Source organism: Pedobacter sp. AC402, assembly GCF_979252805.1.
In genome coordinates, this window is sequence record NZ_CEEDAI010000009.1 from 1,309,541 (window position 1) to 1,322,513 (window position 12,973).

Genomic DNA, 12,973 nt, shown 5'->3' on the forward strand with positions numbered 1-12,973 from the left:
CGTGGCTAAAAGTATAATCCACAAAAAAGCCTCAACGAATGTTGAGGCTTCCTCTTCTTTCCGGGAAGGGAATAATTATTTCTTAGCTACCAATTTAACAGCTAATTCGAAGTTATCATCAATTGCTTTGTCGCCAATGCTATCGAAGAATGATTTTGAACCATATTTAATATCATATTTAGTTCTGTCAACAACAATTTTACCAGCTAAAGCTGAAGCTGTACCATCTGCATTAACCGTTACAGTTGCAGGGAAGCTTAATGGTTTAGTAATGCCTTTGATAGTTAAATTACCTGTTACAGTTACGTTAGCACCTGAACCAGCAACTTTAGTAATTACGAAAGTTGAAGTAGGGAATTTAGTTGTACCAGAAGAAATCGTCTGCTTTTAAGTGACCTTCTAATTTAGCGCTGCCATCAGCATCTTTAATTGAAGTCATATCGATAACGAAAGTACCACCAGTTACACTTTTACCATTAACAGCTAAAGTACCTGATTGTAATGCGATTGTTCCGTTATGAGAACCTGTTACTTTTTTACCAACCCAAGTAATGGTAGATTTTGCTGCATCTACAGAAAAGTTACTGGTTTTAGTAGGGTTTTTAAAAGCTGACAATGCTACTACTGCCACTAATAAAAAAATTGAGCTAATTTTTAATTTCATTTTCTGGTTTTTTAAAATTTGATACAAATATAGATTAAAGCACGATCTCTTGTTATTGACCTATGTTAAGTTTTTCAAATTAATCGGATTTATTTAAAATCATTCTATTGACTGCATGATTACAGGAAAGGTTTAATCGCCTTGAAAAAAGAAATGATAGAACGGTATTTGTTTTATTGCCGATAGGAATCTGATTAAATGATAATTACCCAGGCATCATAATTAACAGAAAAAAAATATTCTATATTTAGTAAAAATCTTAGAACGCTCATGAAAAATAAATTTTACATTCCATATTACCTGTTATTGCTTGTAATTCCTTGAACGGGTTGCAATTTTAACAGCACCTACATAAACCGTGAAGAAGATAAAAAAGATGCCGAAAAGGTATCCGATCAATTTTACACCTTGCTTGAGCAAAAAGATTTTAACAAACTATCCCCATTACTCAGCAATCAATTTAAAGCGGTAACCAGCACAAAAAAATTAAATGAATATTTAACAGGCACAGTAAGTAAGTTGGGCGAAATAAAAAGCAAAAAGCTAGATCACTGGGAAACAAAAGTGATCAAAGGTTCCAATTCATCTGCAAAATATGTACTCTATTATCTTGTAGAAAGGACAAAATTTCAAGCAAAAGAAACAGTCACCTTAGTTGCAGAAAACGATCAGATAAAAATATTAGGTTATAATGTTAATTCTGAAGGTTTGTTGTCAAGCAAAAACTTACCCGATCATTTAAAAAATGGCATTGAAGCACTTTCGGGCCATTCAATGGACGATGTTAAGGTTCATTACAATTCTGCTAAACCTGAGCAGTTAAATGCACATGCCTATGCTCGAGGTACTGACATTCATTTAGCATCGGGCCAAGAGGAAAATTTACCACACGAAGCATGGCACGTTGTGCAACAAAAACAAGGCAGGGTTAAAGCAAGCCCTCAGATCAAATTTAATGCAGTTGTTAATGAATGACGCTAACTTATAAAAAGAAGCTAACGAAATGGGCAAAAAGGAGCGGATCTTTAAGGATAGAATTGAATGGCTCTCTCCACCTATTACTTTACACTCCAAACACCTCCATTCCTAAAAACCTCTGAAAGGAGCGGAAATCCTCTTTGTTGGCATTTACATTAAAAAATCGTTTCGTCGTTCCTCCTCAGCAATGACGATATCGCGAGAGCAGAAACCATAAAAAGATTAAAGCGAATGGCAGGGCTACAGCTTCCGATGGGAAACTGCCAATATGTTTCTCTAAAAAAAATCTGCAAGCCTTATAAATGAATTATAAAACTTGCAGATGATTTATCTAAATAGATTCCCGCGTCGTTCCTCCTCACAATGACGAAAAGAGAAATTAAGACGATGAAAAGGAAAACCTCAAACGCTCTACCTTCCCGCCTTCTATCTTGCTAAGGAACGATTTCTTCTAAATAACTCTCAACCGGAGGACATGCACAGATCAATGATCTATCGCCATGACTATCATTTACACGACCAACTGATGGCCAGAACTTACGCTCCAATACATAAGGAAGTGGGAATGCAGCAGTTTGACGGCTATAGGCATGATCCCAATCATTTGCAGTGATTACTGATACGGTATGTGGTGCATTTTTTAAGGGATTATCAACTTTATCTAAAGTACCATTTTCTACTTCGCTAATTTCATTTTTAATCGCGATTAAAGCATCACAGAAACGGTCTAACTCATGTTTAGGCTCTGATTCTGTCGGCTCAACCATTAAAGTACCCGCAACCGGGAATGAAACCGTTGGTGCATGGAAACCATAATCCATTAAACGTTTTGCAATATCAGTTACTTCGATACCAAAAGCTTTAAATGAACGGCAATCCAAAATCATCTCGTGTGCGCAACGCCCCTGAGCACCCGAATAAAGTACCGGATAATGCTGTTCTAAACGGGCTTTCATGTAGTTTGCGTTTAAAATGGCGTATTTAGTTGCGTTTGTTAAACCTTCAGCACCCATCATCGCAATATAAGCATGAGAGATAATTAAGATCGAAGCCGAGCCCCAAGGTGCAGATGAAACTGCTGAAATTGACTTTCCTTTATCGATATCTACAACAGCATGACCCGGAAGATAAGGAACCAAATGTTTTGCAACACCGATTGGGCCCATACCCGGACCACCACCACCGTGAGGGATACAGAATGTTTTGTGTAAGTTTAAGTGGCAAACATCGGCACCAATATTGGCCGGACTGGTTAATCCAACCTGCGCATTCATGTTTGCACCATCCATATAAACCTGGCCACCATTAGCATGAATGGTTTCGCAGATTTCGATAATGCTTTCTTCGAAAACACCGTGTGTAGATGGATAAGTTACCATTAAACACGATAAATTATCTTTATGTAATTCTGCTTTAGCTTTTAAATCTTCAACATCGATATTACCGTTTTCTAAAGATTTAACCACAACAATTTTCATATCGGCCATTGCTGCAGAAGCGGGGTTTGTTCCGTGCGCTGAAGCTGGAATTAAAGCTACATTGCGGTGGAAATCACCTCTATCGTGGTGATAAGCACGGATAACCATTAAACCTGCATATTCGCCTTGTGCACCAGCATTTGGTTGTAAGCTGCATTGCCGCAAAACCGGTAATTTCACTTAACCATTTATCCAATTCATTAAAAACTGAGTAATAACCCAATACCTGATCGGCAGGGGCAAACGGGTGAATGCGACCGAAGTGAGACCAGGTAACCGGAATCATTTCTGCAGTAGCATTTAATTTCATGGTACAACTACCCAAAGCAATCATAGAGTGGCAAAGCGATAAATCTTTAGCCTCTAATGATTTGATATAACGCAACATTTCATGCTCCGAATGATGCGAATTAAAAACAGGGTGGGATAAATAAGTCGAAGTACGTTGTAACGTAGCCGGAATAACCGTTTCTACATTTTCTTCAACCTCAACCTGATCAGCTGCAATCGCTTTAACTTTAGCAAATATTTTAGCAATTAAAGCTACATCTTCGAAAGTGCTGGTTTCATCGAACGATATAGTTGCAACATTACCAACATAATTTAAATTGATCTCGTTATCAATACAACCAGAATGAATACCGCCTTTTAAATCGCCTAAATCGAAACGGATAGTATCGAAATAAACTGAATTTAACTGCTCAAAACCCAAGCCGTTTAAAGTAGCAGCTAAGCTGATGGCCAAACCGTGCGTACGTTCTGCAATGGCTTTTAATCCTTTCGGACCATGGTAAGCTGCATAAAAACCAGCCATAATGGCCAGCAATGCCTGCGCAGTACAGATATTTGAAGTTGCTTTATCTCTACGGATGTGTTGCTCGCGGGTTTGCAAGGCCATACGTAAAGCATAATCGCCATGGCTATCAATGGTTACACCAATAATACGGCCCGGGATATTACGTTTGTATTCTTCTTTTGTGGCAAAAAAAGCAGCGTGTGGTCCGCCAAAACCCATTGGAATACCTAAACGTTGTGTAGTACCAACTACCACATCTGCTCCCCACTCGCCTGGAGGCGTTAATAAGGTTAAGCTTAAAATATCAGCAACTACGGTTAATTTAATATTGAGATTGTGCAACTCAGCTGCAAAGTTTTTATAGTCGAAAACCTCACCGTTTCCTGCCGGATACTGAACAATAGCACCAAAGAAATCTTCAGTGGCTACGAAATCTAAATGACTTCCGATAACCAGTTCTATACCGTAAGGATTAGCACGGGTTTTTAAAATATCAATCGTTTGAGGGAAAACCAGTTCGGATACGAAGAACTTTTTAGCCGCCTGGTTTTTACGCAAGCTGTATTGCATAAACATTGCTTCGGCAGCAGCAGTACCTTCATCCAGTAAAGATGCATTGGCAATTTCCATTCCGGTTAAATCGATAACCATCGTTTGAAAATTCAGCAATGCCTGTAAACGGCCTTGTGCAATTTCTGCCTGATAGGGCGTATATTGAGTATACCATCCTGGGTTTTCGAATACGTTACGTAAAATTACACCTGGCGTAATCGTATCATAATAGCCCTGACCGATAAAGCTTTTGAAAACTTTATTTAACAATGAAGTTTGTTTTAAAGCACCAAGATATTCAGTTTCTGATTTCGCTGCCGGCAAATTTAAAGGCTGTTTCAACCTAATTGCTGTTGGTACAGTTTGATCAATCAGCTCATCAATAGAATTTACGCCAACAGTTTGCAACATTTCGGCTGTATCTGCCTCATTTGGTGCGATATGGCGATTTTGAAAATCTTCCTTGTAGTGGATATTTAAGCTCATGCGGTATGAATAATAAATTTGCGTGCAAATGTAGCAAAAATGGCGTTGTATTCCACTATCAATCAGTGTAAAAAGGTGTCTTATTTATGCTTAAAAGCGACAAAATAGGTAGATTTTATTCATTTACAGAAAGACAAACGTTTGTTCATTTCCGTTTAAGAATCCTATTATTTGGAAAGCAATATCTATGCTGAAATTTAAATCTGTTTAGGTTGCTATTATCAGTGTTTTTTAAACCTGCTTACGCTTAACTGATGCGGCCTGAAGTGTAAAATAGAAGCCAATTAAGGCAAGTAAAAAAATCCATTTTCTTACCTTTGAGCAACATTTATCTAAATGTGTTTATATTTATGCAAACAGCTAAAAATAAGGTTGCTCTTCTTGTTCATGCCTGCGATCGTTATGAATTTCTTTATAAAGGCTTTAATTTTACATTTACAGAAAACTGGGATTTTAATATTCCATGCAACTATTATTTTGCAACCGAGGTAAAAAACGCAGCTATAAATGGCTTTACCAATATTAAATCGGGCAATGGCGAATGGGCCGACCGCTTAGCAACGCTTTTAAACAATATGGAGGAGGAGTATGTACTTTACTTCCAGGAGGATATGTGGCTCACTAAACCGGTAAATGCAATGTTTTTTACCACACTCTTTGAGGAGGCAATTCAAAACAACTGGCGCCAGGTTAAACTGCACAGCATGAATGTTTACAAAACAAAAGCAAGCAATAACAACATCGAAGGCTTTAATGTTGCTGAAATCGATAATGACGCATCGCAATATTTAATGTCGCACCAAGTTACCCTTTGGAAAAAAGACTTTCTGCTCGCTCAACTTCATAAAAAAGAACATCCATGGAGAAATGAACGTAAAGGCACCAAGAGATTAAAAAGGTTAAACCCTTTGATTCTTCATGCCGATTATTTTGCAGAAAACGGCGCAGCAGAAATAAACAATAATAAAAACCCATTATTAAGAAGCGAGTATTATGCTGTTTCATTTAACAGCACCTTAAATAATAACATTCTTCGCTTCATCAAATGGCTTAAAACGGGCAGTACCGCTCAAAAAAGAATATGCTGCAGAATTACAAAACCACTACGATAATAATTTAACCCACGATGGTAATGAGCGACCAAAAAAAGTGGATATATTCAAAAAAATTAAAAATTTTATTCAGAAAAGAGCTGGCAAGTAATTCTTGGTTATCGTATAATTTTAAATTATTTCTGCACTTTCCAGCCTTCATCCTTACTCAGCTTTAATTTATACGTTTTTGTAATAAAACTGCTGTTTTTGTCTGCGTCTTTATCAAAAGGTTCAAAATCTGTAGTCGTCATTTTAAGTGATACCGTAACTTTTGCCGTGCTTGAGTTTACCTGTGCAAAATCTACTGGTTTCTCATCCGATAATACATATTCTACAACTTTAACGGTAGCTCTATCACCATCCTGCTTTAAAACCAACGGACTGGCCTTATCAGTTAAAGTGATCTGATAAACGTAGCTGCTATCTTTTGAAAGGAACTTCTTTTTAGCTTCTTTTAAACTTAACGTAACTAATCCTTTACTGGCCAAAGATTTATATTTGCCCAATTCGAACATATCATTGGTACTGTTAAATTTCATCTCCCCAAATTTAAAACGGGTTGTTTTATATTCAGGATTAGCTTTTAAATAATCAATAATTACCTCTGATGCTTCATCCTGATTAATGGTTGTTTTGGTTTTACAAGCTGCAAGCCCAATAATAATAAATGAAAGAATATAGATAGTAAGTTTTTTCATGTGTGTATGCTTTATACTTTTTAAAGATATTTATTTTTAGTTTAACCGCAAAGCGCGCGAAGTTTATTAGTCTTTACAGTTGTAACCACAAAGGCGCAAAAAACACGAAGAATATATTCAAGTCATGATATGAATGTATAAACCCTCCTTTGCACCCTCTGCGTTTTTCACTTTGTGGGCTTTGCGGTAAAAGCAGACCTAAGTCCGTTTTAGGTATTTTAAATTCGGCAAAATCATCGCCGATAGAATCACCACAACACCAACCCATCTTAAAAATGATACTTGCTCTTGAAGCACAAAACCAGCCATCATAACGGCCACAGGCAATTCTGCCGCACTTAATATTGAGCTAATGGCTGTCCCGATTTTGGGCACACCTTCTGCATAAAATAAAGGCGGAATTACTGTCCCAAAAACTGAAATAATTAATCCCCACTTTAATAGGCTCCCGCCCAAAGCACCATTAAACAAAAACGCTGGTGGAAAAATAATGAAAATCAAAATGCAAGCTCCGGTAATCATTAAAGCGCTTTTATGAAGTGCCGGATATTCATTTCCAATTCTTCCGCTAAGCAATAAAAAGCCTGCGTAACATATTGCGGCCAACAAACCGAAGCCGATTCCATTGAGGTTCATACTACCGATACTGCTTTCTACCATTCCGCTCGCCAAAACTGTTCCACCCAAAACCAAAACAATGGCCAAAAGCTGTAATGCTGTGGGTTTCTTTTTAAAAATGAGGTATTCCATTAAAATACTCATCCAGATAAACTGCATCAATAAGATAATGGCTACTGAATTTGGCACAAGTTTTACGCATTGGTAATAAAAAATACTTACCAAACCGGTGCACGTTCCTGCCAGCAACATTTTCCACCAGGGTGTTTTATTTGTAATTATTTTCGTTTTGTAACCAGCTGTTCTGCTTTGAAAAAAAAACAAGATCCACAAAATTACTGCTCCAAAAAAAGCCTGGGCACCAGTAACATCACCCAGTGTATAACCTTCATGATAAGCCAGTTTTACGAAAGTAGAGAGGATACCAAAACTACAGGCACCAAAAAAAACAAGGAGAATTCCTTTTAACATAAATTCTATATTTAACCGCAAAGGACAATAAGATTTTAGCAAAGCATCACAAAGATTAATTAAATCGATATACTCGGCTTCGCGTTTCTTTGCGCCCCTTTTCTTTGCAGTATTGCGGTTAAAAACTAAACCAATTGTTGTAAATATTTCTGAATGGTAGGTTCTAAACCTAGATATAGTGCATCGCTAATTAAAGCATGCCCGATAGAAACTTCTAATAATCCGGGGATGCTTTGCGCAAAATAATGCAGATTATGTAAATCCAGATCGTGACCAGCGTTAATACCCAAACCTAAAGTATTGGCATGATGCGCTGCAGCAATGTAATTTACAATTGCCTTTTCGCGGTCTGCATAATAATTGTGCGCATAAGCTTCGGTGTACAATTCAATACGATCTGTGCCGGTTTCTACTGCTCCTTCAACCATCTCTACCAAGGGATCTACAAAAATAGAAACGCGGATGCCTTCTTTTTGAAAAACAGCAACCATTTCTTTAAGGTAATCTTTATGTTTAATGGTATCCCAACCATGATTTGAAGTAATCTGACCCTCGGCGTCAGGCACCAAGGTAACCTGAAGCAGGTTTATTGGCCAAAACCAAATCAACAAATTTATCCTCCTTACAATTGCCTTCAATATTAAATTCTGTAGCAATAACAGCTTTTAAATCGTAAACATCCTGATAACGGATATGGCGTTCATCTGGGCGTGGATGTACAGTAATTCCCTGTGCCCCGAAACGCTCACAATCTAACGCAACTTTAACTAAATCAGGATTATTACCTCCGCGACTGTTGCGAAGTGTAGCAATTTTATTGATATTAACCGATAACTTTGTCATAAAGCAAAGATAAGGCTTTGCCCTTGTTAATCTTAAACCTTAAAAAAATTTGACTTTTTTTTGCTCATATTTGCTTCTTGTAAATGAACATAAAAGATACAACGCTATATAAACTTCTGATCGTTTTACTCGCAATTGCAAGTATTCCGGCACTTTTTGGTGGCGTATTGGAACCCGATGGAGCATTATATGCTTCTATGTCAAAAAATATCATCTTGTATAAAGATTGGCTTAACCTTTATGGCCGTGGCGCAGATTGGCTGGATAAACCTCACCTCACCTTTTGGATTTCAGCCGCATTTTTTAAAATTTTTGGCATTTCGTCATTTGCTTATAAATTGCCATCATTTTTATTCGGTTTACTTGGCGCAGGGTATTTATACAAGTTAGCTAAAGATATATATGATGAAAAAACAGGATTAATCAGCGCGGTGATTTTTATGAGTGCCTTACACATCATCACTTCTACTTTTGATGTAAGGGCCGAAATTTACATTACCACTTTTACCTTAGCTTCAATTTATCATTATTATAAAGCACATCAAAACTCTTTTTGGCACATTGTAGCAGGTTCATTTTTCGCAGCCTGCGCAATATTGATTAAAGGTATTTTTGTACTGATTCCGGTTTTTGCAGGCTTTATAATTTACTGGCTTTTTACCAAACAATACAAGCAACTTATAAAACCGAAATGGTATATCGCCATCTTGCTGATTCTTGTTTTCATTACGCCAGAGCTATATTCGCTTTACACACAATTCGACCTTCATCCTGAAAAAATTGTTTTTGAAAGAACTGGCGTTTCTGGTTTAAAATTCTTTTTTTGGGATAGTCAGTTTGGGCGTTTTTTTAACAATGGGCCAATTAAAGGAAAAGGAGATATTTCATTTTTTCTACACACCACGCTTTGGGCGTTTCTGCCCTGGTCTGTATTATTTTATACTGCTGTTGTAAATCTCTTCAATAAGAAGAACAGAATTGCCTTGGCTCCTGAAAGCATTATAATTTGGGCAAGTGCAGCGGTTACCTTCCTTATTTTTTCGTTATCCAAATTTCAACTGCCCCATTATATTCTGATCATTTTCCCACAATTTTCAATAATAACAGCACTTTACTTAAGGAAGCTTAGCAGCAAAGGCTTAAAAACCTTCTTCATTATCCAGAACATTATTTTTATTTTGGTTATTGCCTTGCTTTCTGCGCTGACATATATTTTTGGTTTCGAAAATCCATATTTAATCATTGGGATTATGATTGTTGTTTTAGCGTTGGCATTTTTGTTATTTAAAGGCTTTTTGTTGGAAACAATAATCGCCAGAAGTGCTTTTTTATCAGTTGGCTTAATGATCTTTCTGTTTGTTTTTTTCTATCCTGCGTTGTTGAAGTATCAATCGGGTATGCAGGCCGGTAATTGGTTAAAGCAAAATTATCCTACTGCTAAACCTGCAGTATTAAATTATATAGATGCATTTTCTTTTGATTTTTATGCACCCGGAGAAGTAAAGTATTTGCACAATTACAATGATCTCGACCAATCAAAGCACTTGAAAGATTTAGTGATATACATTTCAGAACAAGAATTGCCAAAGCTTAAAAGTGAGTACAATGCTGAAGTGCTTAAATCGTTTGAATACTTTCATACGACCAAACTGACGGGGAGATTTTTAAATAATAAAACCCGTTATGAGGTTTTGGAGCACTTTTATTTGGTTAAAATACATTAAAAATGGATTTATTCTTCCGGATCTTAAAATTTGGCCTGACAGGTTTCCTGGGAATGGCAATCGATTTCGGTGCCACCTGGTTATGCAAGGAGAAGATTAAAATAAATAAATACATTGCAAATGCGATGGGTTTCTCGCTCGCGGTAACCAATAATTACCTTATTAACCGGGTTTGGACATTCGAGAGCACCAATATCCATTGGGCAACTGAATTTAGTAAGTTTTTAGTAGTGAGTTTAATCGGCTTAGGATTAAATACTTTTATCATTTATCTTTTTCACCAGCGTAAAAACGGAACCAACTTTTATGTTGCCAAATTTTTCGCAATTGTGATTGTTTTCGTGTGGAATTTTTTAGCAAATATGCTCTTTACTTTTAAATAACAGATTTTGGATTGACTATTCATGCTGATAATTTCAGAATGACGACTTAGTTTTAAAATTCGCATGGCTAAATGAACTAATGACTAACAATCAAAGAACTATTTAAGTGACCTTTTTGCCGATAAAATAGAATACAACAAGCCATATTAATCCTTTAATCAGGAAAAAAAGAAACCCGACCAGACCTACCCTTTTAAACCATAATTTTACTTTCTCTTTGTTCATGGGATACTTGTAAAGATAAATGATTTGCATTAAATTAGAAAGATTTTAAATAAGGAATTATGAAATTATCTAAATCACTGCTGCTCATCATCATATCAATTTGTTTTTTCGAGGTTAAAATTTTTGCGCAAAACTTTAATGATATAAAACGCTATAAAGTAAATTTTGCTCTCGCCAGCAGTGGTACTGAAAAACTGATCACATTCAGAAGCTTTACTACAAATAATCAAAAATATTTATTACTGGTAAATCCTGAAACTTTAGATACCAAAGTAGATCTGGCTAGTAATTACACTACAAACAGTTTGCAATACTCAAATGTGCTGGCAATTTTTAAAAATACAGCCTACATAAAGGCGATAGAAGCCGCTGCTGCGAAGGATATACAACTTCAAAATGCGGGAATTGATCATGCCATCCCAAACGAAAAAGGAATTACCTTAACCATCGACCTTTGTCCATCACATAAAGCGCTAGACAGAATCATTTTTCAATCTATTTTCGATGAATTTAAAAAAACCGAGCAACCTACTCCCTTAGCTGTTTCAGTTTCTGGCAAGTGGATGTTAAAACACCAGGATGACCTGAACTGGTTAAAAAGCCTGGTAGAGAAAAAGGAACTTAACATTACCTGGGTAAACCATACCTATAATCATGAAGTGAATAAACTGCCTTTGGCCGAAAACTTTTTATTGTCCCCGGAACAAATTTAGATGTAGAGGTATTGGAGAATGAAAAACTGATGCTAAAAAATGGTTTGATACCCTCTGTTTTTTTCCGTTTCCCTGGATTGGTGTCGGATAAAACAATTGTAGAAAAAATCGAGGCTTATGGTTTAATTCCTGTAGGAAGTGATGCCTGGCTTGCAAAAGGACAACAGCCTAATGCTGGCAGTATTGTATTGATTCATGGCAATGGTAATGAAGAAATTGGCGTAAAAGATTTTATTCAGTTATTGAAAACCAAACAGGCTGATGTGAAAAGCAAACAATGGCTGCTTTTCGATTTGAGGCAGGGACTGGAAAAGGAATTTGAATAATTTATCGAGTTTTTAACCGCAAAGAACACAGAGAAAAGGCACAAAGAACACAAAGATGGACGCAGGGATGATATTTGGCTTTGCACCTCTTTGCGAAAAACTTTGATTTTATTGTGGTAAAAAGAAATTAGAATAATTTATCAAGTTTTTAACCGCAAAGAACACAGAGAAAAGGCACAAAGAACACAAAACTGGCCTCCGGGATAATATTTGACTTTGCACCTCTTTGCGAAAAATTTTGATTTCTTTGCGTAAATGGAAAAGGAGTTTTAATAGCCGCGTTTTCTTAACCACTGAGTACACAAAGAAAAGGCACAAAGAACACAAAGCTGGGCGCAGGGATAATATTTGGCTTTGCACGTCTTTGCGAAAAGCTTTGATTTCTTTACGGTAAATGGAAAAGGAGTTTTAATAGCCGTGTGTTCTTAACCATTGAGTGTACAGAGATAAGGCACAAAGAACAAAAAGCTGGGCGCAGGGATAATATTTTGCTTTGCACCTCTTTGCGAAAAGCTTTGATTTCTTTGCGGTAAAACTACTTCTTAACCGGCAATAACTTTATTTCTTTTGCTTTAAATCGGTTATTTACAATTTCGCCGGTAACTTCTGCTTTACTTACGGCATTGCAAAAACCATGTTCACCATGTGCATCGCCAAAATCATCAATACCTTTACCATCAACAAAATAAGGTTTACCATCAATTTTCACGGCCAATTCACAATCTTTACCTTTCATTTTAAACTGGCATTCGCCACAGGCAATATCAACCACCTTTTTGGTTACCACTTTTGCAGTCGCAGCTTTTTGAGGTGTGGTTTGTGCATTCGCAGAAAATGCAGATACAACAAGCACTAAAACAAACATTAACTTTTTCATTATAAATTCTTTTTTCAAATGTAAGTTTTCAACAGCAAAAGAACCAG

At 36.6% G+C, this 12,973-nt stretch carries 11 protein-coding genes and 2 pseudogenes; 6 read left to right on the forward strand and 7 right to left on the reverse strand.

All coding sequences use genetic code 11. The features are described 5' to 3' along the window. Positions 1–75: 75 nt before the first annotated feature. A complete protein-coding gene (locus tag AC0IWE_RS16645) occupies positions 76–378 on the reverse strand; it encodes a YceI family protein (RefSeq protein WP_471794052.1) in 303 nt (100 codons plus the stop codon). After that, positions 359–664: a YceI family protein gene (locus AC0IWE_RS16650; protein ID WP_471793900.1), complete on the reverse strand. Its 306-nt coding sequence runs from the start codon at positions 662–664 to the stop codon at positions 359–361. The genes AC0IWE_RS16645 and AC0IWE_RS16650 overlap by 20 nt, the downstream gene beginning before the upstream one ends. A 408-nt stretch (positions 665–1,072) precedes the next feature. On the opposite strand from AC0IWE_RS16650, the gene AC0IWE_RS16655 reads away from it, so the two are divergent. Then, positions 1,073–1,639, forward strand: a complete 567-nt coding sequence (locus tag AC0IWE_RS16655; protein ID WP_471793901.1) for an eCIS core domain-containing protein — start codon at positions 1,073–1,075, stop codon at positions 1,637–1,639. 437 nt (positions 1,640–2,076) lie between these two features. Here the strand turns inward: AC0IWE_RS16655 and gcvP are convergent. After that, positions 2,077–4,954, reverse strand: a pseudogene (gene gcvP / locus AC0IWE_RS16660) (aminomethyl-transferring glycine dehydrogenase). A 350-nt stretch (positions 4,955–5,304) separates the two neighbouring features. Between gcvP and AC0IWE_RS16665 the strand changes: the two are divergent. After that, on the forward strand, positions 5,305–6,066 hold the full coding sequence (locus AC0IWE_RS16665) for a hypothetical protein (RefSeq protein WP_471793902.1): 762 nt from the start codon (positions 5,305–5,307) through the stop codon (positions 6,064–6,066). Positions 6,067–6,182: 116 nt separating this feature from the next. Here the strand turns inward: AC0IWE_RS16665 and AC0IWE_RS16670 are convergent, their stop codons facing one another. The 3 genes and pseudogenes from AC0IWE_RS16670 to AC0IWE_RS16680 form a co-directional block, all read right to left on the reverse strand. Next, positions 6,183–6,746: a hypothetical protein gene (locus AC0IWE_RS16670; RefSeq protein ID WP_463492527.1), complete on the reverse strand. Its 564-nt coding sequence runs from the start codon at positions 6,744–6,746 to the stop codon at positions 6,183–6,185. Positions 6,747–6,944: 198 nt separating this feature from the next. Further along, complete coding sequence (locus AC0IWE_RS16675; protein ID WP_471793903.1) at positions 6,945–7,835, reverse strand: EamA family transporter; 891 nt, start codon at positions 7,833–7,835, stop codon at positions 6,945–6,947. A 125-nt stretch (positions 7,836–7,960) separates the two neighbouring features. After that, positions 7,961–8,678: pseudogene (locus AC0IWE_RS16680) on the reverse strand (pyridoxine 5'-phosphate synthase). Positions 8,679–8,761: 83 nt separating this feature from the next. On the opposite strand from AC0IWE_RS16680, the gene AC0IWE_RS16685 reads away from it, so the two are divergent. The 4 genes from AC0IWE_RS16685 (at position 8,762) to AC0IWE_RS16700 (ending at position 12,049) form a co-directional block, all read left to right on the forward strand. Further along, complete coding sequence (locus AC0IWE_RS16685; protein WP_471793904.1) at positions 8,762–10,402, forward strand: ArnT family glycosyltransferase; 1,641 nt, start codon at positions 8,762–8,764, stop codon at positions 10,400–10,402. Between the two features lie 2 nt (positions 10,403–10,404). Then, positions 10,405–10,785 (forward strand): GtrA family protein, encoded by a 381-nt coding sequence (locus AC0IWE_RS16690; protein WP_471793905.1) that lies wholly within the window; start codon positions 10,405–10,407, stop codon positions 10,783–10,785. A 284-nt stretch (positions 10,786–11,069) separates the two neighbouring features. After that, positions 11,070–11,723, forward strand: coding sequence for a polysaccharide deacetylase family protein (locus AC0IWE_RS16695; protein WP_471793906.1), 654 nt, complete (start codon positions 11,070–11,072; stop codon positions 11,721–11,723). 29 nt (positions 11,724–11,752) lie between these two features. After that, entirely contained in the window at positions 11,753–12,049 is a 297-nt protein-coding gene (locus AC0IWE_RS16700; RefSeq protein WP_471793907.1) for a polysaccharide deacetylase family protein, read from the forward strand. Between the two features lie 535 nt (positions 12,050–12,584). On the opposite strand, the gene AC0IWE_RS16705 is transcribed toward AC0IWE_RS16700, so the two are convergent. Continuing rightward, positions 12,585–12,926 (reverse strand): DUF6370 family protein, encoded by a 342-nt coding sequence (locus tag AC0IWE_RS16705; protein ID WP_471793908.1) that lies wholly within the window; start codon positions 12,924–12,926, stop codon positions 12,585–12,587. Between the last annotated feature and the right edge of the window lie 47 nt (positions 12,927–12,973).

Coding starts and splice junctions, on each gene's coding strand:
- AC0IWE_RS16650 (WP_471793900.1), bottom strand. CDS start 664: ATGAAATTAAAAATTAGCTCAATTTTTTTATTAGTGGCAGTAGTAGCA.
- AC0IWE_RS16665 (WP_471793902.1), top strand. CDS start 5,305: ATGCAAACAGCTAAAAATAAGGTTGCTCTTCTTGTTCATGCCTGCGAT.
- AC0IWE_RS16670 (WP_463492527.1), bottom strand. CDS start 6,746: ATGAAAAAACTTACTATCTATATTCTTTCATTTATTATTATTGGGCTT.
- AC0IWE_RS16675 (WP_471793903.1), bottom strand. CDS start 7,835: ATGTTAAAAGGAATTCTCCTTGTTTTTTTTGGTGCCTGTAGTTTTGGT.
- AC0IWE_RS16685 (WP_471793904.1), top strand. CDS start 8,762: ATGAACATAAAAGATACAACGCTATATAAACTTCTGATCGTTTTACTC.
- AC0IWE_RS16690 (WP_471793905.1), top strand. CDS start 10,405: ATGGATTTATTCTTCCGGATCTTAAAATTTGGCCTGACAGGTTTCCTG.
- AC0IWE_RS16695 (WP_471793906.1), top strand. CDS start 11,070: ATGAAATTATCTAAATCACTGCTGCTCATCATCATATCAATTTGTTTT.
- AC0IWE_RS16700 (WP_471793907.1), top strand. CDS start 11,753: ATGCTAAAAAATGGTTTGATACCCTCTGTTTTTTTCCGTTTCCCTGGA.
- AC0IWE_RS16705 (WP_471793908.1), bottom strand. CDS start 12,926: ATGAAAAAGTTAATGTTTGTTTTAGTGCTTGTTGTATCTGCATTTTCT.